The sequence below is a fragment of the Streptomyces sp. NPDC018610 genome, from assembly GCF_044391765.1.
GTDB lineage: Bacteria > Actinomycetota > Actinomycetes > Streptomycetales > Streptomycetaceae > Streptomyces.
Map to the genome: position 1 here is coordinate 487,353 of NZ_JBISAL010000003.1, position 21,855 is coordinate 509,207.

The window sequence follows — 21,855 nt, forward strand, 5'->3', positions numbered from 1 at the left end:
GGAAGGCGCGCTCAGCCCGGCCGGTGACCGGTCACCGGCCACCGGGGCGCGGACGCGGTCCCGGCCCTCCCGGCGGGCCGGACGCCGGTCCCGCGCCGGCCTTGCCGGAGGCGGGCGTGGGCATCTCCTCGGCCGTCCGGCGGACGGGTACGGGGACGTCTCCTCGGCCGTCCGGCGGACGGTTACGTGGGCTTCTCCCGGGCGTGCCGTCGGCGGGGCCGTGGCCGTTACAGCCGCTCCTCCAGCAGCCGTTCGATCACGAGTGCGACGCCGTCCTCGTTGTTGGGCGCGGTCTGTCCGGTCGCCGCGGCGATCGCGGCGGGGTGCGCGTTGCCCATGGCGTACGACCGTCCGGCCCAGGTGAGCATCTCGACGTCGTTGGGCATGTCACCGAAGGCGACGACCTCCTCGTGCGAGATGCCCCGTTCGGCACAGCACAGGGCTAGCGTGCTGGCCTTGGAGACGCCGGGGCCGCTGATCTCCAGCAGGGCGCTGGGGCTGGAGCGGGTGATGGTGACGCGGTCGCCGACCGCGAGGCGGGCGACGGTGAGGAAGGCGTCGGGGTCCAGAGTCGGGTGGTAGGCGAGGATCTTCAGGATCGGCTGGTCGGCGGTGACGCCGCCCGGCGCCAACAGCTCCTCGGCCGGCGCGAGGAAGTCCGGCGCCTCCATGTGCAGCTTCGGGTACTCCGGCTCCTGGTAGAAGCCGTACGTCTGCTCGACCGCGCAGACCGTGCCCGGCGCGGCCTCGCGCACGCGCCGTACGGCGTCCAACGCGTGCTCCGGCGTCAGCTCCCGCACCTTCACGAAGCGGTGGGCGCCGGGGCCGCCGTGCAGGTCGACGACGGCGGCGCCGTTGCCGCAGATCGCAAGGCCGTGGCCGTGCACGTGGTCGGCGACGACGTCCATCCAGCGGGCCGGGCGGCCGGTGACGAAGAAGACCTCGATGCCCGCTTCCTCGGCGGCGGCCAGGGCGGCGACCGTGCGGGGCGACACGGACTTGTCGTCGTGCAGCAGGGTCCCATCGAGGTCGGTGGCGATCAGCCGAGGCGGGACGATCGGGGCGTCCCGGCGGCCGAGCGAGGCCGAGAGCTGGGAGGAGGCCGGGGTCTCCGGCTTTCGCGTCGCTGAGGTCATCGCGTCATTGTCCCGCATATGCCCGCACGTGCGTGCGGGAGTGCGCACATGTGAGAAGTCGCCTCGGTCACGTCGGCTATGCCAGCAGGGCGGGGGCCTCCGTGGCGATCCGCTCGTAGACCTTCTCGTCCGCGGCGAAGTCGGAGTCCGGGATCGGCCAGTGGATCACGATCTCGGTGAACCCGAGCTCCCGGTGCCGGCCCGCGAAGTCGACGAACGCCTCGACCGACTCCAGCGGCCGCTGCCGGTCCGGGGTGAAGCCGGTGAGCAGGACCTTGTCGAGTTCCGAGACGTCGCGGCCGATCTCCGCGCAGGCCTCGCCGAGCTTCTCGGCCTGGCCGCGCAGCGCAGCCACCGACTGCTCAGGAGTACCCGTCTCGAACAGCTTCGGGTCGCCCGTCGTCACCCACGCCTGCCCGTACCGGGCGGCGAGCCGCAGCCCGCGTGGTCCGGTGGCCGCCACCGCGAACGGCAGCCGGGGTCGCTGCACACACCCGGGGATGTTGCGCGCCTCGTGTGCCGAGTAGAAGTCGCCCTCGTACGACACCGCGTCCTCGGTCAGCAGCCGGTCGAGCAGCGGGACGAACTCGCCGAGCCGTTCGGCGCGCTCCCTCGGGGACCAGGGTTCCTGGCCGAGTGCGGTGGCGTCGAAGCCGGTCCCGCCCGCGCCGATGCCCAGGGTGATCCTGCCGCCGGAGATGTCGTCGAGGGAGATCAGTTCCTTGGCGAGAGTGACCGGGTGCCGGAAGTTCGGCGAGGTCACCATGGTGCCCAGCCGCAGGCGCTCGGTGGCCGTCGCGGCGGCGGTGAGCGTCGGCACGGCGCCGAACCACGGACCGTCCCGGAACGTACGCCAGGACAGGTGGTCGTAGGTGTACGCGGTGTGGAAGCCCAGCTCCTCGGCGCGGGTCCACGTCGAGCGTCCGCCCTCGTGCCAGCGGAGGTGGGGAAGGATCAGGGTGCTCAGACGCAGACTCATGGATCCGAGCCTAAGCGCCCCGGGGTGTTTCACGTGAAACAGTCACCGCACCCGGCTGCTCAGCCATGGCGTCAGCCCGATCATCGCGACGCGCTCCTTGTAGGTGCGGTCGCCGGGCAGCGGTACGACCAGGCGGTAGCCGGGCGGGAAGCGCCGTGCCTTGACGAAGGCCCTGTCATCGAGGACGGACCGCAGGAAGGCGGGGACGTCGTCGCGGGGAAGGTCGGGGAACTCGACGCCTTCCACTGTGATCAGCGCGTCGTCCTCCGGGTAGAGCCGCACGGTCACCCGCGGCAGACCGCCGAACTCCACGAACGCCTCGTGCGGCAGCGAGCCGTCCGGATCGGTGGTGACACCGACGCCCGCGGCGCTGCGGCGCGATGTCTGGTCGGCGCCGATGTCGTGGGTCACCTCGATCTCCCGCAGGTACGCGTCGGCGATGGCGCGGCACGCCGTGACGGCGGCCTCGGTGGTGGAGAGGTGGCTGTCCATGCCGCCGATCATGCATGACCGCTGTCAGCGTCCCGAGGGAAACCGCAGATACCGCGGCGGTACGGCCTTCGTCAGCCACACGCCGTTGGCGCTGACGCGGAAGACATGGCCGTCGCGGTGCATGGCGGCGGCGTCGACGGAGAGCACCACGGGCCGGCCACGGCGGGCGCCGACCCGGGCGGCCGTCTCCCGGTCGGCGGAGAGGTGCACGTCGCGCCGGTCCATGGGGCGCAGGCCCTCGCTCCGGATCGGTCCGACGTTGCGGGCGACGGTCCCGTGGTAGAGGTACGGCGGCGGGGCCGCCGGGGGCAGCCCGAGGTCCACCTCGACGGTGTGGCCCTGACTGGCGCGGATCCGGGCGCCGTCGATCGCGAAGCGCTGCTTGTCGTTGGTGGCCACCACGTGGACCAGTTCGTCCCGGGTGAGCCGGAAGCCGTGGGTGGCCGCTGCCTCGAGCAGCGTGTCGATCGCCACCCAGCCGCCCTCGTCGAGCCTGAGTCCGATCCGTTCCGGCTGGTGGCGGAGGTGCTTGGAGAGGTACTTCGACACCTTCACGGTGCGCCGTTCGTCCATGCCCTCAGCGTGCCGGGAGAGACGAGCCTCACGCAGCTTCTTTTCGCCGCGGAGGTTTGATCCACAGCGAAGTGATGTTATCCACAGCCGAATCCGCGATTCTGTGGACAACCTCGGCCACCCCTAAGGTTCCCGTAATACTCGAGGGGGACGTCAAGACGGCTCTGAGGTCTGACGAATCGCGTGGCGTGTGTCACTAGTGTCGAGGGCGTGACTGTGATCGCGACCGAAAGCCTGAGCAAGCGGTTCCCCCGGGTGACCGCGCTTGACCGGCTCTCCGTGGACGTCGGACCCGGTGTGACCGGACTCGTCGGCGCCAACGGGGCCGGCAAGTCCACACTGATCAAGATCCTGCTGGGTCTGTCCCCCGCCACCGAGGGCCGCGCCGAGGTGCTCGGCCTCGACGTCGCCACCAAGGGCGCCGCCATCCGTGAGCGCGTCGGCTACATGCCGGAGCACGACTGCCTGCCGCCGGACGTCTCGGCCACCGAGTTCGTCGTCCACATGGCCCGCATGTCCGGCCTGCCGCCCACCGCCGCGCGCGAGCGCACCGCGGACACCCTGCGCCACGTCGGTCTGTACGAGGAGCGCTACCGCCCCATCGGCGGCTACTCCACCGGCATGAAGCAGCGCGTCAAGCTCGCCCAGGCCCTGGTGCACGACCCGCGGCTGGTCTTCCTCGACGAGCCGACCAACGGCCTCGACCCGGTGGGCCGCGACGAGATGCTCGGCCTGATCCGCCGCATCCACAGCGACTTCGGCATCTCGGTCCTGGTCACCTCCCACCTGCTCGGCGAACTGGAGCGCACCTGCGACCACGTCGTCGTCATCGACGGCGGCAAGCTCCTGCGCTCCAGCTCCACCACGGACTTCACCCAGACCACGACGACCCTCGCCGTCGAGGTCACCGACAGCGACGAGCACCCGGACGGCACCCGCGCGGTGCGGGACGCGCTCCAGGCGCGCGGGGTGCGCACCGAGGACGGCAGCGCACTGCCCGGCGCGGGACACGTCCTGCTGCTCACCGCGCAGAGCGAGGAGACGTACGACCTGGTGCGGGACGTGATCGCGGACCTGGGTCTCGGCCTGGTGCGCATGGAGCAGCGCCGGCACCACATCTCGGAGGTCTTCCGGGACGACGAACAGCGGAAGGAGGCGGCCGGCCATGGCGGTTGAGCAGCCCACGGGGACACCGGTCACCCCGGCGGGCGACCAGACCCGCATCCACGACATCGGCTACCGCAACTACGACGGCCCCCGGCTCGGCCGCGCCTACGCCCGCCGTTCGCTGTACTCGCAGTCCCTGCGCGGCGCCTACGGCCTCGGCCGCTCGGTCAAGTCCAAGGTGCTGCCGATGCTGATCTTCGTGGTGATGTGCGTGCCCGCGGCCATCATGGTCGCCGTCGCGGTCGCCACCAAGGCCAAGGACCTGCCCGTCGACTACACGCGCTACGCCATCATCATGCAGGGCGTCATCAGCCTGTACGTCGCCTCCCAGGCACCGCAGTCGGTCTCGCGCGACCTGCGCTTCAAGACGGTGCCGCTGTACTTCTCCCGGCCCATCGAGCCCGCCGACTACGTGCGGGCCAAGTACGCGGCGCTCGCCTCGGCGCTGTTCATCCTGACCGCGGCGCCGTTGCTCGTCCTCTACGTCGGCGCGTTGCTGGCCAAGCTCGACTTCACCGACCAGACCAAGGGATTCGCCGAAGGACTCGTCTCCGTGGCCCTGTTCTCACTGCTCTTCGCGGGCATCGGCCTGGTCATCGCCGCCATCACCCCACGCCGCGGCTTCGGCATCGCCGCCGTGATCGCCGTCCTGGTCATCTCCTACGGCGCCGTCTCCACACTGGAGGCCATCGCCGACGCCCAGAACAACACCGGCGCCATCCCCTGGATCGGCCTGTTCTCGCCGGTCACCCTCATCGACGGGGTGCAGACCGCCTTCCTGGGCGCCACCTCCTCGGCGCCCGGCGCCGTCGGCCCCGGGAGCGGGCAGGGCGTCGTCTACGTCCTCGTCGTCCTCGGCCTCGTCGCCGCCGCCTACGGCCTCCTGCTGCGCCGCTACAAGAAGGTGGGCCTGTGACCACCCTGAACATCGACCGTGTCTCCCGCTGGTTCGGCAACGTGGTCGCCGTCAACGACATCACCATGACGATCGGCCCCGGCGTCACCGGCCTGCTCGGCCCCAACGGGGCCGGCAAGTCCACGCTGATCAACATGATGGGCGGCTTCCTCGCCCCGTCCACCGGCACCATCACCCTCGACGGGCAGCCGGTGTGGCGCAACGAGCAGATCTACCGGCACATCGGCGTCGTTCCCGAGCGGGAGGCGATGTACGACTTCCTCACCGGTCGCGAGTTCGTCGTCGCCAACGCCGAACTGCACGGGCTGGGCGCCAAGGCCGCCCAGAAGGCCCTGGCCACGGTCGAGATGGAGTACGCGCAGGACCGGAAGATCTCCACCTACTCCAAGGGCATGCGGCAGCGCGTGAAGATGGCGAGCGCCCTCGTGCACGACCCGTCCCTGCTCCTGCTGGACGAGCCGTTCAACGGCATGGACCCGCGCCAGCGCATGCAGCTGATGGACCTGCTGCGGCGCATGGGCGACGAGGGACGCACGGTGCTGTTCTCCTCGCACATCCTGGAGGAGGTCGAGCAGCTCGCCTGGCACATCGAGGTCGTCGTCGCCGGCCGGCACGCGGCCAGCGGCGACTTCCGCAAGATCCGCCGGCTGATGACCGACCGCCCGCACCGCTACCTGGTGCGCTCCAGCGACGACCGCGCCTTGGCCGCCGCGCTGATCGCCGACCCGTCGACGTCCGGCATCGAGGTGGACCACGCCGAGGGCGCGCTGCGGATCCAGGCCGTCGACTTCGGCCGGTTCACGGCCCTGCTGCCGCGGGTGGCCCGCGACCACGGCATCCGGCTGCTCACGGTCTCGCCGTCCGACGAGTCCCTCGAGTCCGTCTTCTCGTATCTGGTCGCGGCGTAGGAGGCCCACGATGTACGACCCCACAGTCGCCCGGCTCACCTACCGGGCCCTGCTCGGCCGGCGCCGGGCCCTCATCCTCGGCGCGCTGCCGCTGCTGCTGATCGTGATCGCCGTGGTGGTCCGCGCCCTCACCGGCGCAGACGACCAGACGGCGGTGAACGTCCTGGGCGGGTTCGCGCTCGCCACCATGGTGCCGATCATCGGCGTCATCGCCGGCACCGGGGCGATCGGACCGGAGATCGACGACGGCTCGGTGGTGTACCTGCTGTCCAAGCCGCTGAAGCGGCCGACGATCATCCTCACGAAACTGATCGTGGCGATCGCCGTGACCATGGTGTTCTCGGCGGTGCCGACGCTGGTCGCCGGACTGATCCTCAACGGCAACGGACAGCAGATCGCCGTCGCCTACACGGTGGCCGCGCTGGTCGCCTCCATCGCCTACGCCGCCCTGTTCCTCCTGCTGGGGACGGTGTCCCGGCACGCGGTGGTCTTCGGCCTCGTCTACGCGCTGGTCTGGGAGGCGCTGTTCGGCTCCCTGGTCTCGGGCGCACGCACCCTCAGCGTGCAGCAGTGGGCGCTGGCCGTGGCGCACCAGGTCGCCGGCGGTGACCTGGTGACCTCCGACGTCGGACTGACCACGGCGACCGTGCTGCTGGTGCTGGTGACCGTGCTGGCCACCTGGTACGCGGGCCAGAAGCTGCGCGCCCTGACCCTCGCCGGCGAGGAGTGAAGCGTCGGCGGCCCCGTCCGAGCAGGCGGCGCCGCCCTTGACGGGGCCCGCCGAGAGGCGGGCACCCGCTAATTCGGTGGCGCCGAAGGCAGGCGGGACGGCACAGTGGTCGTGTCCGCAGCGCCGGATCGAGCCGGCGCCATGTTCTGGGAGAGGAGCTGGGCGATGTCCATGCACGACAGTACGCCGAGCTCCCGACAGGGCAGCCCGCGGCGGGCTCCGGAGTAATCACCGCTCCCGTCGAGCCCGCCCGCACGGGGAGCTGCCCGGGGCGGCCGCTTCGAGCACGCGACCCGCTGTCGCGTGGGCCGCCCACCCGGAGGATTGGCCGAGTGGTAAGGCACCGGCTTGCTGAGCCGTGGTCGGGGTCGCCCCCGCGCACGTTCGATCCGTGCATCCTCCGCAGAGGTCCACAGAGACCGCAGAAGAGCTCACAGAGGCCGTGGAGACCCACAAGCGCGGCGACACCGAGGCGCGCTGGGGCCCCGGACGCGGCCGGTCCGGCCGGGGCTGGTCCGGCCCGGGCCGCGAGGCACGGAGCCCACCCCGAGGAAGGCACGCACCCCGCCGGTGCGCCCCGTCTCAGTCCAGCAGACGCTCCAGCACGACCGCGATGCCGTCGTCCTCGTTGGAGGTCGTGACCTCGTCGGCGACCGCCTTCAGCTCCTCGTGGGCGTTGGCCATGGCCACGCCGTGGGAGGCCCAGGCGAACATCGGGATGTCGTTGGGCATGTCGCCGAAGGCGACCGTGTCGGCCGCCTTGACGCCCAGCCGCCGCGCGGCGAGCGAGAGTCCCGTGGCCTTCGACAGGCCGAGGGGGAGCAGCTCCACGATGCCCTCGCCGGCCATGGTGACCGAGACGAAGCCGCCCGCGGTCCGGCGGGCCACATCGGCCAGCTCGTCGTCCGTGAGGGTCGGGTGCTGGATGTAGATCTTGTTGAGGGGCGCGCTCCACAGGTCGGAGACGTCCGCGAACGGAGTGGCCGGGAGGGCCCCCGTCAGGGCGTAGCCGGGGCCCACCAGCACGTCGCCGTCCAGGCCGTCCCGGCTCGCCGCCAGGTACAGCGGTCCGGTCTCCGCCTCGATCTTGGCCAGGGCCACCCGGGCCAGCCGCCGGTCCAGGGTCACCGAGGTGAGCAGCCGGTGCTCCCCGGCGTCGTACACCTGGGCGCCCTGGCCGCAGACGGCGAGGCCCCGGTAGCCGAGGTCGTCGAGTATGTGCCGCGTCCAGGGCACCGCGCGGCCGGTCACCACCAGGTGCGCGGCGCCCGCCGCGGTGGCCGCGGCGAGCGCGTCCCGGGTGCGCGGCGAGACCGACCCGTCGGGGCGCAGCAGCGTCCCGTCGAGGTCGGTCGCGATCAGCCGGTACGGAAGGCCGCCGGACGACTCTCCGGCGGCCAGGGGAGCGGTGGCGGTCACTTGGCCGACGGCTCCAGGATCTCCCGGCCGCCGAGGTAGGGACGCAGCACCTCGGGCACGCGCACGGAGCCGTCGGCCAGCTGGTGGTTCTCCAGGATGGCGACGATGGTGCGCGGCACGGCGCACAGGGTGCCGTTGAGCGTGGCCAGCGGCTTGACCTGCTTGCCGTCACGCATCCGGATCGACAGCCGCCGCGACTGGAACTCGGTGCAGTCCGAGGTCGAGGTCAGCTCGCGGTACTTGCCCTGGGTCGGGATCCACGCCTCGCAGTCGAACTTGCGCGAGGCGGAGGAGCCCAGGTCGCCCGAGGCGACGTCGATGACGCGGAACGGCAGCTCAAGCGAGGTCAGCCACTGCTTCTCCCACTCCAGCAGCCGCCGGTGCTCCTCCTGCGACTCCTCGGGAGCCACGTAGGAGAACATCTCGACCTTGTCGAACTGGTGCACGCGGAAGATGCCGCGGGTGTCCTTGCCGTGCGAGCCGGCCTCGCGGCGGAAGCACGGGGAGAAGCCCGCGTAGCGCAGCGGCAGCCGTTCCGCGTCGATGATCTCGTCCATGTGGTAGGCCGCCAGGGCCACTTCGGACGTGCCGACCAGGTACAGGTCGTCCTTGTCGAGGTGGTAGACGTCCTGGGCGGCCTGGCCGAGGAAGCCGGTGCCCGCCATCGACTGGGGGCGGACCAGGGCCGGGGTCAGCATCGGCGTGAAGCCGGCCGCGGTGGCCTGGGCCATCGCCGCGTTCACCAGCGCCAGTTCCAGCAGGGCGCCGACACCGGTGAGGAAGTAGAAGCGCGAGCCGGAGACCTTGGCGCCGCGCTCGACGTCGATCGCGCCGAGCAGCTGGCCGAGCTCCAGGTGGTCCTTGGGCGTGAAGCCCTCGGCGCCGAAGTCGCGGATGGTGCCGTGCGTCTCCAGGGTGACGAAGTCCTCCTCGCCGCCGACGGGCACGTCGGGGTGGACGAGGTTGCCGAGGCGGAGCAGCAGCTCCTGGGTCTCGGCATCGGCCGCGTCGCGCTCGGCGTCGGCCGCCTTGACGTCGGCGGCCAGCTGGCTCGCCTTCTTCAGCAGCTCGGCCTTCTCGTCGCCGGCGGCCTTGGGGATGAGCTTGCCCAGTGCCTTCTGCTCGGCGCGCAGCTCGTCGAAGCGGACGCCGGACGACCTGCGCCGCTCGTCGGCAGACAGGAGGGAGTCGACGAGCGCGACGTCCTCTCCACGGGCACGCTGGGAGGCGCGCGCACGGTCGGGGTCCTCACGGAGCAGGCGAAGGTCAATCACGTGGTCAAGGCTACCGGTGCGGCGTCGCGGCTCACGACCCAGTATTCCCGTCCGTGTCCGGCGGGGCCCCGCATACCGTCGGGGAGGAATTGCGGCGGTGTGTCAATAAGGTGCGTCCCGCTCCCTGGATGGAGGCAGGCGTCAGGCTCCCGGTTGACTGGATTTCCTTGCGGAGCAAGTGACTTGGCGCCTCGGTTGTCCACAGGAGAACGTCTCCGCCGATAGTTGTCCACAGGCTGTGGGGAAGATCTGTGGACTTCGGGATTGATCATCCGGGAAGGGGTGACCGGAAGGAAGAATTCCTGCCTCAAACCGGTCCGACGCCCACTTTCGGGTGGAAAAAGGTCGCCCCAAAAGATGAACCAAAGGAAACGAGTGGACGAAGGGTGACCTGCGGGGCGGTGGCCCGGCTTGATGGTCGTAGGCCGATTTGTCGACTGAGTCCCCCCTCCGTGTCGACTTGTCCCCAGATCGATTGCCAAGCCTGTGGATAACTTCTGTGGATAACGAGGACGGCGCAGGTGGGCCAGGCCGCGAACAGGGGGAACCGGCTAGAAACGGCCGTCCTGGCAGCGGGCCACCCAGTCCGAGGCGGCCACGAACTCCTCGTCCGACGTCCCGGTGAACGGGGGCCGCACGTCCGAGACGCCGATGTCCGCGCGCGGGTACGACCCGAGGAAGCGCACCTGGAGACAGAGCCGCTTCAATCCCATCAGCGCCTCGGCCATCCGGCGGTCGGCGATGTGTCCCTCGGCGTCGACACAGAAGCAGTAGTTGCCGATGCCGGCGCCCGTCGGACGGGACTGGAGCAGCATCAGGTTGATCCCGCGGGTGGCGAACTCCCCCAGCAGGTCGCGCAGTCCACCGGGATGGTCGGCGCGCTGCCACAGGACCACCGACGTCTTGTCCGCGCCGCTCGGTGCGGCGGGCCGTGCGGGCCGGCCGACCAGGACGAACCGGGTCTGCGCGTTCTCCGCGTCGTGGATCTCCGTCTCCAGGGCCTCGAGCCCGTACCGGGCGGCGGCGAACTCACCCGCGAAGGCGGCGTCGTAGCGGCCCTCCTGGACCAGCCGGGCGCCGTCGGCGTTGGAGGCGGACGACTCCCAGACGGCGTCCGGGAGGTTCGCCCTGAGCCAGTTGCGCACCTGCGGCTGGGCGGCCGGGTGGGCGGTGACCGTCTTGATGTCGGACAGTCTCGTGCCCGGCCTGACCAGCAGCGCGAAGGTGATCGACAGCAGCACCTCGCGGTAGATCATCAGCGGATCGCCCGCGACGAGTCCGTCGAGCGTCGTGGTGATGCCGCCCTCGACGGAGTTCTCGATCGGCACGAGCGCGGCCTCGGCCTCACCCGTGCGGACCGCGTCCAGCGCGGACTGCACCGACACGTACGGGATCAGCTCCCGTGTGGCCGCCTCGGGAAGCGTGCGGAGGGCGACTTCGGTGAAGGTGCCCTCAGGACCGAGATACGCGTAGCTCGCTGGCATGACCTCACCCTAATGGCCCCGCCCCGGCAGGGCCCGCGTGTCTCACGCCCACCCCCTCCGGCGGGTGAACCGGCCCACCCCCGAAAGGTGAGCCGCGCCGTCCCCGGGACGATGAACCACTCCGGCCCCGGCCGATGGACCGGGCCGTCCAGGACCGGCGAACCGCGCGCGCCCGCCGACCCGGCTAGCTCCGGCCCGCCTAGCTCCGACCAGTCCGGCGCCGGATCGGCCGGCCCCCGAGGGACCGACCCGGACGCCGCCGGATCGGCCCGGACCTCGTCGTGCGATGCGCTCGCACCCGCTGCCTCACCCCTCCAGCAGCCGCTGCCCCACGTACTCGCCCTTCGCCGCCCCGCCCGGCACCGCGAACAGCCCGCTGGCCTCGTGCCGGATGTACTGCGACAGCGCGTCGCCGCGGTCCAGCTTGCGCTGCACCGGCACGAAGCCCCGCAGCGGGTCGGCCTGCCAGCAGACGAACAGCAGGCCCGCGTCCGGGACGCCGCGGGCGTCGAAGCCGTCGTGGTAGGAGAAGGGGCGCCGGAGCATCGCCGCGCCCCCGTTCTGGTCGGGCCGGGTGATGCGGGCGTGGGCGTTGACCGGGACGACGTAGGACCCGTCCTCGCCCGTCTTCTCCAGGTCCATCTCGGTGGTCTCGGTGCCGCCGCTGAGCGGCGCTCCGTCGGACTTGCGCCGCCCGATGACGTTCTCCTGGCGGCTGAGCGACAGCTTCTCCCAGTCGTCCAGGAGCATGCGGATGCGCCGCACGACGGCGTAGGAGCCGTTCGCCATCCAGGCGGGGTCCCCGTCGGCGGGGACGAAGACACGCCGGTCGAAGTCGGTGTCGCCCGGTTCGGGGTTGCGGGTGCCGTCGACCTGGCCCATCAGGTTGCGGGCCGTCATGGGGTGTGCGGTGGCGCCCGGGGAGCGGTTGAAGCCGTTCATCTGCCAGCGGATCCTGGCCGCGCTGCCCGTGTCCTTCTGGACGGCGCGCAGGGCGTGGAAGGCCACCAGCGCGTCGTCCGCGCCGATCTGCACCCACAGGTCGCCGTCGCTGCGCGCCTTGTCGAGCTGGTCGGAGGAGAAGTCGGGCAGCGGGTCGAGGGCGGCCGGGCGCTGCTTCTGCAACCCGGTCCGGTCGAAGAAACCGCGCCCGAAACCGAAGGTGATCGTCAGCGACGCGGGTCCCGCGTCCCGGGCGACGTCCGTGTCGCCGTACGCGGCCGGCTCGCCCGCCATCAGCCGCTCGGCCGTGGCCGACCAGCGGCGCAGCAGCGCGGCGGCCTCCCTCCGGCCCGCGCCGGCCGCCAGGTCGAAGGCGACGAGGTGGCCGCGGGCCTGGAGGCCCTCGGTGATGCCGGGCTGATGTTTCCCGTGAAACATCGCCCGGTCCGAGCCGAGCGAGGTGAGCGGCGTGGCCCCGGCGGGCGCCGCCGCGTATCCCCCGGCGGCGCCCGCCGCGCCCAGGACGAGACCGGTGGCGCCGGCCGTGCCGAGCAGCCGCCGTCGCGACACGCCCGCCGGGCCGGGCTCCTGCGCCCGCCGGGCGTCCGGCAGTGCGGTCGGGTCCTGGGTGGTCTGGTCGGTCATGGTGCGTTCAGCCGATCTGCGCGTTCTTGGTGACGGTCACCTGGTCGATGTCGGAGGTCCGCACGGTCACGGCGACCTTCCAGTCGCCCGCCATCGGGATCTCCACCCCGCTCGCCGCCCAGTGCCCGGTGGTGATGTGGTCGGGGGCCACCGGCAGCGGCCCGATGTTCTTCGCGGTCAGGGTGAAGGCGACCTTGACCTCGGGGATGTCGAAGGCCTGCCCGTCGGGCCGCTGCACATAGAGGTGCATCTCGTTGCCGCCCACGCGCGCGGGGTCGATGTCGAGCCGTACGACGCCCTTGCCGTTCTGCCCGCCGGTGTCGAAGGGCATGTCGAGGGTGACCGCGCCGGCCGAGGACGAGGCGGCCGACGAGGACGCCGACGAGGAGGTGGCGGCCTTGGCCTCCTCCTCGGTGCGTCCGGGTTCGGTCTGCGTGAGCACGGTGGTGACGGCGAGGAGCACGACGGCGACGGCGGCCTCGGCCAGCACCGAGCGGCGCAGTCCGGACCGGTCGGCGTCGGCGTCGCGGAGCCGCTTCTGCCGGGCGGCGTCCACGGCGGCCCGCTGGCGGGCGAGCTGGGCCGCCCGCCGGGAGTCACCGCCGGCCGGCGCGTCCCCCGCGGGCCGCTTCCCCTTCGCCGCCGTCTTGGCCGTCGCCTTCGCCGAAGCCTCGGCAGGGGCCTCAGCGGACGCCGACGCCTCGGTGGGGGCTTCGGCGGACGCCACCGCCCCGGCGGGGGCCTCGGCCGCGCCCTTCGCCGCCGGAGCGCCCTCCGTCACCGCCTCCGTCACCGCCACCTTGGCCGCCGCTTCCTTCCCACGGCTCTTCGGGCCCGCCCCGGCCACGTCCCCGCTCACCGCATCGGCCAGCCGTGCCGTCCAGCGCCGGGAGAACGACGCGATCCCGACGAGCAGCACCACGAGCGCGATCTTGACCAGGAGCAGTTGCCCGTAGCGCGTCCCGGTCAGCGCGGACCAGGAGCCGAGCTGCCGCCAGGACTGGTAGGCGCCGGTGGCGACCAGTGCCAGGACGGAACCGAAGGCGAGGCGTGAGAAGCGGCGTACGGCGGCGGGCTCGACGGGGCTGTCCGCGGGCGCCCGGTACAGCGCGACCAGGAGCGCGGCGAGCCCGCCGAGCCAGGCGGCCACGGCCAGCAGGTGGACGACGTCGACGGGCATCGCGATGCCCGGCTGGAGGCCGACGGAAGCGTGCTCGGCCATCGCCCAGCTCGCGGCGAGCCCGGCGGCGACCACGGTCCCGCCGATCGCGAGCCCGAACGTCAGGTCCCGCTTCTCCTCGTCCTCCCGTTTCTCGTACGCCCCGAAGAGCACCGCGACGAACAGCGCCGCCGCGGCGAGCAGCAGCAGCCGGGAGACGAGGGCCGCGCCCGTCTTCGTCTGCAGCACCTGCCCGAGGAGCTCCAGGTCGAAGACGTCCCCGAGCTTTCCGGAGGTCGTGTACGAGCCGCGCAGGAGCAGCAGGGCGAGGGTGGCGGCGGTGAGCGCGAGCCACCCGGAGACGACGAACCGCTGCACGGCCCGCACCCCGGCGCCGCGCTGCCAGCAGGCCAGGACGAAGGCGGCGCCGCCGGCCAGGACGATGAAGCCGGCGTAGGACACGTACCGGCCGATCCCGTAGAGCAGGCCGACGGTGCCGCCGCCCACCTCCTGGCCGCCGATCGCGACCGCCGTCTTGGAGGGCGCGCCGACGGAGAAGGTGTACGCGCCGCCGACGGGGTGGCTGTCGGCGGAGATCACCTGGTAGGTGACGGTGTAGGTGCCCCTGGCCAGGCCGCCGCGCAGGTGCACGGCATAGGTGGTCCCGCTGACGTCGGACGGCTTCCCGGTGTCGACCCGCTTGCCCGCGGGGTCGAGGACGCGCAGCGAGTCGTCGTTCATGGCGACCTGCTCGGAGAAGGTCAGCGACACCTGGGTGGGTGCCTCGGCGACCACCACCCCCTGCTGGGGGTCGCTGCCGGTCAGCGCGGCGTGCGCGGAGGCGGGCCCGGCGCCGGCCAGAAGCAGGCCGGCGGCGGCCAGGAGCAGCAGCACCAGGGTCCGCACCCGGGGGGTGGTGGTCTGCGTCACGGTGGTCCCTCCCTCAGTGGCCGGTCGCGGGGTTGTACGTGGCCGGCTTCACCGGCATCTCGACCTTCAGCTCACCGGACCTGGCGAAGTGCAGTTCGACGTCGACCGACTGGCCCTCGACGGGCTTGCGCTTCATCCCGTCGAACATCAGGTGGTCGCCGCCGCTCCTGAACACGAGCCGGCCGTGCGCGGGCACGGTGAGGCGGTCGGCCTCCCGCATCGCCCCGCCGACGGTCCGGTGCATGGTGACGGAGCCGGCGGCATCGCTGGTGACCGAGGTCAGTTCGTCGTCGGCGCCGCCGTCGTTGACGATCGTCAGGAAGCCGGCCGCCATCGTGTCCGAGACCGGCTGGGGCATGTAGGCGGAGCTGACGGACAGGTCCGCCTTCGCACCGGAGGCGGAGGAGTCGTCGCCGGACGCGGAGGCCGGGCCGCCGCAGCCGGTCAGCAGGAGCGTGCCGGTCAGCGCGCCCGCCGTCAGTGCGGCCGTCATCGCGGGTCGCCTCACGGGTTCTGCCCCTTGACGAGCTTGGGGAGGTCCTTGGTGAAGTCGTCGACGGTGGTGTCCTCGCCGTAGACCACGTACCCGGCGTCCGTCTTCGGCGAGAAGGCGATCACCTGGGTGCCGTGCACGGAGACGAGCTTCCCGTTCTTGTCCTTCTTCGTCGGCTCGATGGCGATGCCGACGCTGCGCGCCCCGGCCTGGATGGTGGCGAAGTCGCCGGTCAGGCCCACGAACTGCGCGTCGATGCCGTTCAGCCACTTGCCGAGCTCGGCGGGGGTGTCACGGGCCGGATCGGTGGTGACGAACACCACCCGCAGCTTGTCCTGCTCGGCCTTGGGCAGCGCCTTCTTGGCGACCGCGAGGTTGTTCATCGTCAGCGGGCAGATGTCGGGGCAGTGGGTGTAGCCGAAGTAGAGGAGCGTGGGCCGGCCCGCGGTCTCCTTGCGGAGGTCGTACTTCTCGCCGTGCGTGTCGGTGAGCACCAGATCGGGCTTGTCGAACGGCTGGTCGAGGACCGTGGCGGCCTGCTGCGAGGTCTCCTCGGCGACGACGGTGGCGGGCTTGTCGCTGCCGCCGCTGTCGCAGGCGGAGAGGGCCATCATGGCGGCGGCGAGCAGCGCCGTCGCGGCGAACGTCTTCTTGCGCATAGAGAAATGTCCCAGAAGTGAGAAATCCGGCGCGCACCGGGGTCGTACGCAAGAGTCGCACGACCCCGGTGCGCGCTGCGGAGCGGCGGATCAGGCGGCGGTGGTCCGCCGGCGGCCGGCGAACACGCCGTAGGCCACGCCCGCCGCGCCGACCACGATGCCCACGACGCCGAGGACGCGGGCGGTGGTGTCGCTGCCGCTCTCGGCGGCGGCGGTGTTCTGCGCGGCGGGCTTGGCGTCGGTGGAGCCGGTGGCGTCCTGGGCCGACGCGCTGTGGGCGTCGCCGTCGGCCGCCGCGGTCAGCCGCAGCGTGGGCGCCGGGTTGTCGGGCTCGTCCTGGCCCTTCTGCTGGACCTCGATCCAGCGGACGACCTCCTTGTCGGAGTACGTCTGCAGGGCCTTGAAGACGAGCTGGTCGGTGTCCTCGGGCAGCGCGCCGAGGGAGAGCGGGAACTTCTGGAAGTAGCCCGGCTCGATGCCCTTGCCGTCGGCGGTCCAGGTGACCTTGGTGACCGCCTCGGTGATCTTCTTGCCGTGCATCTCCAGGGGCTTGGCCAGGGTGGACTTGGTGACCTGGATCTTCCAGCCGTCGACCGGCTGCGGCATCACCGAGGCCAGCGGGTGGTCGGCGGGGAGGTTGACCTCCAGCTTGGTCGTGGAGGCGTTGTCCCGCTCGTTGGGGACCTTGAAGTCGACGACCGCGTAACCGCCCTTGGCGGCCGCGCCCTCCGGCTGCACGGTGACGTGCGCGAACGCCGGGACGGACACGGCGAGGACGGCGGTGCCGGCGAGGGCGCCGACGGTGACGAGACGAGAGGTCTTGCGGCTGATGTTCTTCATGGCGAAGAGCACTCCTGTACGAGTGGGTTCCGGTGAGAAGGGGTGTACGCGTGCCTGGGACGGGCCGACCATGTGGACCTTCCCGGAAACGGGCACGCGTGCGTGCCGCGCGACGGCGGCCCGCTCCCTCCGGCGGAGACCCGTTCGGCGGGCCCGGTGAACTCGGTGGGGTGCTGGTCGCGTCGCGTCAGGCGGCGAGGACGAGGGCGGCGGCGGGCGGGCCGCGCCGGATCACCGTGTGCAGGAGCGCGGTGGTGGGGGGTGCGAGCGGCGCGGAATCGGTGGCGCGCGAGAAGCGCGGACCCGTTCCGGGTGCCGTGGGCAGACCGGCGCACAGGGCGCGCACCAGCGCGAGCGCCCCGCGCAGGGACCGCATGAGCGCGCCTTCGGCGACACCGTGCGCCGACAGTTCGATCAGCCGCAGCAGGGCAAGGTCCCCGCGGCGCAGCAGCCAGCCCGCCGCGAGCGCGGCGAGCAGGTGGCCGAGGAGCATGGGCAGGGACGGCAGCAGCGAAGCCGCCGAACCCGCCGTGGACAGGGCGTCCGCCGGGTGGTGCGCGGCGCTCGGGGCGGGGCCGTCGTAGAGGTGCGCGTCGACGAGGATCCGGTAGGCCCGGGCGGGGCTGATCGCCGCCGCGGTGCCGCCGCACACGTAGCGCGCGGCCCGCTCCACGAGCGCGGCGTCGGACAGTGCGTGCAGGTGCCCCAGGGACGCCGTGGACGCCGCGGTTCCCGCGGACCCCGTCGACGCCATGGAGCCCATGGACGTCATGGAACCCGTCGAACCCATGGACATGCCGTCGGACACCGTGCCGCCCATGCCGTGCTGCCCCAGCCCGAACAGCGTGTGCAGCACCGTCTGGCCGACCGCGAGCAGTGCCGCGATCCCCGGCAGCGACCGGGCCCGGCCGGCGAGCGGCGCCACGAGGACGAGCGAGCCCAGGAACCCCACGCCCAGCGTCCACAGCGGGACCGTGGCGCAGGAGGCCAGTGTGTGCCCGGCCGCGGCCAGCACGACGCAGACCGCGGCGAACACCGCGGCCCGCAGCATGCGCAGATCGCGTCCGGCGGGTGCCGTGCGCGCGTGGGGGGCAGTCATGGCGGGCTCATCATCCCACCGACCCCCCGCGCTCCGTACGGCAGGTCCGCGAAATGAGGTACGTACGTGTACGTCCCGTTTTCGGCCGGTCGGCCGTCGCGCATACACCGATCCCGCCCCGGTCACATCCGCCGATCGGGCGGCCGGGTGCGAACTGTGTGCTTACGTTCGAGTGCTCCGGGCAATACGTAACGGTATGTCGAGCCGCGGCCGGGAGGCTGGAGAGCATGAGCATCTGGTGGTCGCTCCATCTGCGGCGTGACGCTGCGAGTGTGCCGCTGGCCAGGCGGCTCCTGCTCGGCACCATGGAGACCGCGGGCGTCGACCCGGACGTCTCCTACGACCTGTCCGTCGCCCTGAGCGAGGCCTGTGCGAACGCCGTCGAGCACGGCGGGGACGCCGACTGCTCGGAGGCGTTCCGCGTCACCGCGTACCTCGACGGGGAGAAGTGCCGGATCGAGGTGGCCGACGCGGGGCCCGGCTTCCCCGCCGGCGTACGCCGTGCCCCGGCCCGTGCCGCGCACGCCGAGGCCGAGCACGGCAGGGGCATGTGCCTCATCCAGGAACTCGCCGATCACGTCCACTTCCGCAACCGGCCGGGGCGGGGCGGCGCGGTGGTGAGCTTCGACAAGATCCTCAAGTGGCGCGAGGACGCTCCGCTGGTGGCGGTGTAGGCACCCGGCGGCGCTGACGCCCGGCGGAGCGGGGCGTGCGGCGGGCCGGAAGCCGGCGGGAGGGGCCCCGGCGCTGTCGGAGCCGCGCGGGTCGTGCCCCGGAGCTGCCGAGCCCGGTGGGACGGGTCTCCGATCCGTCAGGGAACTTGGCGGGACGGGCCCCGGTTCGGCCGAAAAGGTGGGACGGTCCCCGTTCGCGGCCCGAACCCGGTGGCGCCGGCCCGCCGCAGGCGAACGTCCGGCGCGGCGGCCCGCGTCGACGGCGGCCCGGCAGGCGGCAGGGCGGCCGGGGATTCCGGGAAGGCCGGGGAAGCCGCCCTCAGGACCGTCGCGCACCCGGAGGCCCGCGTCGGCGGGCGAACCGTGCCGTGCGGCGCGCCTCACGCTTCGTCCAGTACCTCCGCCAGTGCGTCCAGCGCCTCCGGGTACAGCCGCTCCCTGGGGGTGCCGTAGCCCACGATCAGGCCCTGCGGCCGGTTCTCGCGCGGGCTGTGCCAGTGGTCGCCGAGCCGGCCGACCGCCAGGCCCCTCGTCCCGGCGCGCTCCAGTACGGCGGCCTCGTCGGCGACGTCGATCAGGGCGTGCAGCCCGGCGGCGATCCCGCGCACCCGGCGCGGGCCCAGCCGGTCCAGGAGCTGGTCCCGGCGGCGCCGGTAGCGCAGCCGGCACGCGCGTATGTGCCGGTCGTAGGCGTGGCTGTCGATGAGCTCGGCGAGCGCGAGCTGGCCGATGGACTCGGTGTGGTGGTCGCTGTGGAGCTTGGCGTCGGCCACCGCGTCGACCAGGTGCGGCGGCAGCACCATCCAGCCCAGCCGCAGGGCCGGACCGAGCGTCTTGGACGCGGTGCCGAGGTAGGCGACCTGACCCGGCGCCATGCCCTGCAGCGCGCCCACGGGCTGGCGGTCGTAGCGGAACTCGCCGTCGTAGTCGTCCTCGACGATCAGGGCGTCCCGCGCGCGTGCCCAGTCGGTCAGCGCCCGCCGCCGCTCGGGGTGCAGCGTCACACCGGTCGGGTACTGGTGGGCCGGGGTGACGACGACGGCCCGCTCGTCGCCGAGGTCCCGCACGCACACGCCGCGCTCGTCGACCCGGACCGGCGCCACGTCGCCGCCGCCCCGCCGCACCACCTCGCGGTGGAAGGGCAGCCCGGGGTCCTCCATGGCGACGGCGCCGCCGTCCAGCACCCGGGTCAGCAGCGCCAGCCCCTGCACGTACCCGGAGGTGATCACGATCCGTTCCGGCGGCGCGATCACCCCGCGCGCCCGCCCCAGGTAGCCCGAGAGCGCCGTGCGCAGCTCGATCCGCCCGCGCGGGTCGCCGTAGTCGTACGCCAGTGAGGGCGCCGTCGCGATGGCCCGGCGCAGCGCCCGCAGCCAGGCCGCCGCCGGGAACGCGCCCACGTCCGGGCTGCCCGGCCGCAGGTCGAAGCGGGGAGCCCGCGCGCGTGCCGCCGCGCCCGGCTCCTCGGCGCCGACGGCCGGCAGCGCGGCGACCCGGGTGCCCGAGCCCTGCCGGGCGGTCAGATACCCCTCCGCGACCAGCTGGTCGTAGGCGGCCTTCGCGGTGCCCCGCGAGATGCCGAGTTCACCGGCCAGCCGCCGGGTCGCGGGCAGCCGGGCCCCCGGCGCCAGCCGCCCGTCCCGCACGGCGTCGCGGAGGGCCTTCTCCAGCCCCGCCCGGCGGCCCGCCGCCGCGTCCGGTTCCAGGTGCAGATCCACCCCGACACCGGACCAGAAGTCGTCCACGTCCACGAAAACCCTCCCCCTGGGCACGTGAACGGCCGGGCACCCCGCGGGCGCCCGGCCGTCACCTCCGTATCAGCCCTTGAGCCGCGCCATCCAGGCCTCGACCTCGTCGGAACGGCGCGGCAGGCCCGCCGAGAGGTTACGGTTCCCGTCCTCGGTGACGAGGATGTCGTCCTCGATGCGGACGCCGATGCCGCGGTACTCCTCGGGGACCGTCAGGTCGTCGGCCTGGAAGTACAGGCCGGGCTCGACCGTGAGGACCATGCCGGGCTCCAGCGTGCCCTCGACGTACGTCTCGGTGCGCGCGGCGGCGCAGTCGTGCACGTCCAGGCCGAGCATGTGACCGGTGCCGTGCAGGGTCCAGCGGCGCTGCAGACCCAGCTCCAGCACCCGCTCCACCGGGCCCTCGACGAGGCCCCACTCGACGAGCCTCTCGGCCAGCACGCGCTGCGCGGCGTCGTGGAAGTCGCGGTACTTGGCGCCGGGCCTGACCGCCGCGATACCGGCCTCCTGGGCCTCGTACACGGCGTCGTAGACCTTCTTCTGGATCTCGCTGTACGTGCCGCTGACGGGCAGCGTGCGCGTGACGTCGGCGGTGTAGAGGCTGTGCGTCTCGACGCCGGCGTCCAGCAGGAGCAGGTCGCCGGAGCGGACCGGACCGTCGTTGCGCACCCAGTGCAGCGTGCAGGCGTGCGGTCCGGCGGCGGCGATGGTGCCGTAGCCGACGTCGTTGCCCTCCACGCGCGCGCGGAGGAAGAACGTGCCCTCGATGTAGCGCTCGCTGGTGGCCTCGGCCTTGTCGAGGACCTTCACCACGTCCTCGAAGCCGCGCACGGTGGAGTCGACGGCCTTCTGCAGCTCGCCGACCTCGAACTCGTCCTTGACGAGGCGGGCCTCGGAGAGGAAGACGCGCAGCTCCTCGTCGCGCTCGGCGGTGACCTTGTCGGTCAGGGCCGCCTCGATGCCGGCGTCGTAGCCGCGCACGACGCGGACCGGGCCGGTGGCCTCCCGCAGCTTCTCCGGCAGCTCACGCACGTCGGAAGCCGGAATGCCGTACAGGTGTTCGGCCTCGGTGAGGGAGTGGCGGCGGCCGACCCACAGCTCGCCCTGCCCGGAGAGCCAGAACTCGCCGTTCTCCCGGTCGGAGCGGGGCAGGAGGTAGATCGTCGCCCGGTGGCCGTCGGCGCCGGGCTCCAGGACCAGGACGCCGTCCTCGGTCTGGTTGCCGGTCAGGTACGCGTACTCCACCGACGACCGGAAGGAGTACTCGGTGTCGTTGGAGCGGGTCTTCAGGTTGCCGGCGGGGACGACCAGGCGCTCACCGGGGAAGCGCGCGGACAGCTCCGCGCGGCGGCGGGCGGTGTGCTCCGCCTGCGCGACCGGCTCCAGACCGTGCAGCTCGGTGTCGGCCCAGCCGGACTTCATGTTCTCGGCGAGCTCGTCGGACACGCCCGGGTACAGGCCGTTCTTGCGCTGCTTGATCGGCTCTTCTTCGGCAGTCTCCGGGGTCTCCGGCAGCTCCTCCGCCACGGTCTTCCTCCTCGATACGGCACTGGACCACTCCCCATCGTACGGTCGTGCGGAAGGGGGC

The 21,855-nt window shown here is 72.6% G+C and carries 20 protein-coding genes and 1 tRNA gene; 6 read left to right on the plus strand and 15 right to left on the minus strand.

The window, feature by feature from the left end:
- Positions 1–227: 227 nt before the first annotated feature.
- The 4 genes from ACH5A8_RS11595 to ACH5A8_RS11610 form a co-directional block, all read right to left on the minus strand.
- On the minus strand, positions 228–1,136 hold the full coding sequence (locus tag ACH5A8_RS11595; protein ID WP_399000546.1) for a Cof-type HAD-IIB family hydrolase: 909 nt from the start codon (positions 1,134–1,136) through the stop codon (positions 228–230).
- Positions 1,137–1,212: 76 nt separating this feature from the next.
- The gene (locus ACH5A8_RS11600) at positions 1,213–2,115 is read right to left on the minus strand and encodes an LLM class flavin-dependent oxidoreductase (RefSeq protein WP_399000548.1); all 903 of its coding nucleotides are present in this window, start codon (positions 2,113–2,115) and stop codon (positions 1,213–1,215) included.
- A 42-nt stretch (positions 2,116–2,157) separates the two neighbouring features.
- Complete coding sequence (locus tag ACH5A8_RS11605; protein ID WP_399000550.1) at positions 2,158–2,619, minus strand: hypothetical protein; 462 nt, start codon at positions 2,617–2,619, stop codon at positions 2,158–2,160.
- Between the two features lie 12 nt (positions 2,620–2,631).
- Positions 2,632–3,180 carry an RNA 2'-phosphotransferase gene (locus tag ACH5A8_RS11610; protein ID WP_399000552.1) on the minus strand — a complete coding sequence of 183 codons (549 nt, stop codon included), beginning with the start codon at positions 3,178–3,180 and terminating at the stop codon, positions 2,632–2,634.
- A gap of 216 nt (positions 3,181–3,396) precedes the next feature.
- Between ACH5A8_RS11610 and ACH5A8_RS11615 the strand changes: the two genes are divergently transcribed.
- The 5 genes from ACH5A8_RS11615 to ACH5A8_RS11635 all read left to right on the plus strand — a co-directional run bounded on the left by ACH5A8_RS11615 (position 3,397) and on the right by ACH5A8_RS11635 (position 7,304).
- Complete coding sequence (locus tag ACH5A8_RS11615; protein WP_399000674.1) at positions 3,397–4,356, plus strand: ABC transporter ATP-binding protein; 960 nt, start codon at positions 3,397–3,399, stop codon at positions 4,354–4,356.
- On the plus strand, positions 4,346–5,263 hold the full coding sequence (locus ACH5A8_RS11620) for an ABC transporter permease (RefSeq protein ID WP_399000554.1): 918 nt from the start codon (positions 4,346–4,348) through the stop codon (positions 5,261–5,263). The genes ACH5A8_RS11615 and ACH5A8_RS11620 overlap by 11 nt, the downstream gene beginning before the upstream one ends.
- Positions 5,260–6,171, plus strand: coding sequence for an ABC transporter ATP-binding protein (locus ACH5A8_RS11625; RefSeq protein WP_399000556.1), 912 nt, complete (start codon positions 5,260–5,262; stop codon positions 6,169–6,171). Before ACH5A8_RS11620 ends, ACH5A8_RS11625 begins: the two co-directional genes overlap by 4 nt.
- A 10-nt stretch (positions 6,172–6,181) precedes the next feature.
- Complete coding sequence (locus ACH5A8_RS11630; RefSeq protein WP_399000558.1) at positions 6,182–6,901, plus strand: ABC transporter permease subunit; 720 nt, start codon at positions 6,182–6,184, stop codon at positions 6,899–6,901.
- A gap of 318 nt (positions 6,902–7,219) precedes the next feature.
- A tRNA-Ser gene (locus ACH5A8_RS11635) sits at positions 7,220–7,304 on the plus strand.
- A 179-nt stretch (positions 7,305–7,483) separates the two neighbouring features.
- On the opposite strand, the gene ACH5A8_RS11640 is transcribed toward ACH5A8_RS11635, so the two are convergent.
- The 9 genes from ACH5A8_RS11640 to ACH5A8_RS11680 form a co-directional block, all read right to left on the minus strand.
- Complete coding sequence (locus tag ACH5A8_RS11640) at positions 7,484–8,320, minus strand: HAD family hydrolase (RefSeq protein WP_399000560.1); 837 nt, start codon at positions 8,318–8,320, stop codon at positions 7,484–7,486.
- The gene (gene serS, locus ACH5A8_RS11645; protein WP_399000562.1) at positions 8,317–9,594 is read right to left on the minus strand and encodes a serine--tRNA ligase; all 1,278 of its coding nucleotides are present in this window, start codon (positions 9,592–9,594) and stop codon (positions 8,317–8,319) included. The genes ACH5A8_RS11640 and serS overlap by 4 nt, the downstream gene beginning before the upstream one ends.
- Before the next feature lie 551 nt (positions 9,595–10,145).
- Positions 10,146–11,078, minus strand: a complete 933-nt coding sequence (gene pheA / locus ACH5A8_RS11650; RefSeq protein ID WP_399000564.1) for a prephenate dehydratase — start codon at positions 11,076–11,078, stop codon at positions 10,146–10,148.
- A 306-nt stretch (positions 11,079–11,384) separates the two neighbouring features.
- On the minus strand, positions 11,385–12,665 hold the full coding sequence (efeB, locus tag ACH5A8_RS11655) for an iron uptake transporter deferrochelatase/peroxidase subunit (protein ID WP_399000566.1): 1,281 nt from the start codon (positions 12,663–12,665) through the stop codon (positions 11,385–11,387).
- Positions 12,666–12,672: 7 nt separating this feature from the next.
- On the minus strand, positions 12,673–14,754 hold the full coding sequence (locus tag ACH5A8_RS11660; protein ID WP_399000568.1) for a copper resistance CopC/CopD family protein: 2,082 nt from the start codon (positions 14,752–14,754) through the stop codon (positions 12,673–12,675).
- Between the two features lie 13 nt (positions 14,755–14,767).
- Positions 14,768–15,247 carry a copper chaperone PCu(A)C gene (locus ACH5A8_RS11665; RefSeq protein ID WP_399000570.1) on the minus strand — a complete coding sequence of 160 codons (480 nt, stop codon included), beginning with the start codon at positions 15,245–15,247 and terminating at the stop codon, positions 14,768–14,770.
- Positions 15,248–15,258: 11 nt separating this feature from the next.
- Entirely contained in the window at positions 15,259–15,906 is a 648-nt protein-coding gene (locus ACH5A8_RS11670; RefSeq protein ID WP_399000572.1) for an SCO family protein, read from the minus strand.
- Positions 15,907–15,996: 90 nt separating this feature from the next.
- Positions 15,997–16,746 (minus strand): YcnI family protein, encoded by a 750-nt coding sequence (locus ACH5A8_RS11675; RefSeq protein WP_399000574.1) that lies wholly within the window; start codon positions 16,744–16,746, stop codon positions 15,997–15,999.
- 187 nt (positions 16,747–16,933) lie between these two features.
- A complete protein-coding gene (locus tag ACH5A8_RS11680) occupies positions 16,934–17,845 on the minus strand; it encodes a hypothetical protein (RefSeq protein WP_399000577.1) in 912 nt (303 codons plus the stop codon).
- A 227-nt stretch (positions 17,846–18,072) separates the two neighbouring features.
- Between ACH5A8_RS11680 and ACH5A8_RS11685 the strand changes: the two genes are divergently transcribed.
- A complete protein-coding gene (locus tag ACH5A8_RS11685) occupies positions 18,073–18,519 on the plus strand; it encodes an ATP-binding protein (RefSeq protein ID WP_399000580.1) in 447 nt (148 codons plus the stop codon).
- 380 nt (positions 18,520–18,899) lie between these two features.
- On the opposite strand, the gene ACH5A8_RS11690 is transcribed toward ACH5A8_RS11685, so the two are convergent.
- Both ACH5A8_RS11690 and ACH5A8_RS11695 read right to left on the minus strand, forming a co-directional pair.
- Complete coding sequence (locus tag ACH5A8_RS11690; protein WP_399000676.1) at positions 18,900–20,264, minus strand: PLP-dependent aminotransferase family protein; 1,365 nt, start codon at positions 20,262–20,264, stop codon at positions 18,900–18,902.
- A 72-nt stretch (positions 20,265–20,336) separates the two neighbouring features.
- Positions 20,337–21,794, minus strand: coding sequence for an aminopeptidase P family protein (locus ACH5A8_RS11695; protein ID WP_399000582.1), 1,458 nt, complete (start codon positions 21,792–21,794; stop codon positions 20,337–20,339).
- Positions 21,795–21,855: the final 61 nt, after the last annotated feature.

Coding starts and splice junctions, on each gene's coding strand:
- ACH5A8_RS11630 (WP_399000558.1), top strand. CDS start 6,182: ATGTACGACCCCACAGTCGCCCGGCTCACCTACCGGGCCCTGCTCGGC.
- ACH5A8_RS11595 (WP_399000546.1), bottom strand. CDS start 1,136: ATGACCTCAGCGACGCGAAAGCCGGAGACCCCGGCCTCCTCCCAGCTC.
- ACH5A8_RS11670 (WP_399000572.1), bottom strand. CDS start 15,906: ATGCGCAAGAAGACGTTCGCCGCGACGGCGCTGCTCGCCGCCGCCATG.
- ACH5A8_RS11620 (WP_399000554.1), top strand. CDS start 4,346: ATGGCGGTTGAGCAGCCCACGGGGACACCGGTCACCCCGGCGGGCGAC.
- ACH5A8_RS11600 (WP_399000548.1), bottom strand. CDS start 2,115: ATGAGTCTGCGTCTGAGCACCCTGATCCTTCCCCACCTCCGCTGGCAC.
- ACH5A8_RS11675 (WP_399000574.1), bottom strand. CDS start 16,746: ATGAAGAACATCAGCCGCAAGACCTCTCGTCTCGTCACCGTCGGCGCC.
- ACH5A8_RS11680 (WP_399000577.1), bottom strand. CDS start 17,845: ATGACTGCCCCCCACGCGCGCACGGCACCCGCCGGACGCGATCTGCGC.
- ACH5A8_RS11685 (WP_399000580.1), top strand. CDS start 18,073: ATGAGCATCTGGTGGTCGCTCCATCTGCGGCGTGACGCTGCGAGTGTG.
- ACH5A8_RS11605 (WP_399000550.1), bottom strand. CDS start 2,619: ATGATCGGCGGCATGGACAGCCACCTCTCCACCACCGAGGCCGCCGTC.
- ACH5A8_RS11610 (WP_399000552.1), bottom strand. CDS start 3,180: ATGGACGAACGGCGCACCGTGAAGGTGTCGAAGTACCTCTCCAAGCAC.
- ACH5A8_RS11665 (WP_399000570.1), bottom strand. CDS start 15,247: ATGACGGCCGCACTGACGGCGGGCGCGCTGACCGGCACGCTCCTGCTG.
- efeB (WP_399000566.1), bottom strand. CDS start 12,665: ATGACCGACCAGACCACCCAGGACCCGACCGCACTGCCGGACGCCCGG.
- pheA (WP_399000564.1), bottom strand. CDS start 11,078: ATGCCAGCGAGCTACGCGTATCTCGGTCCTGAGGGCACCTTCACCGAA.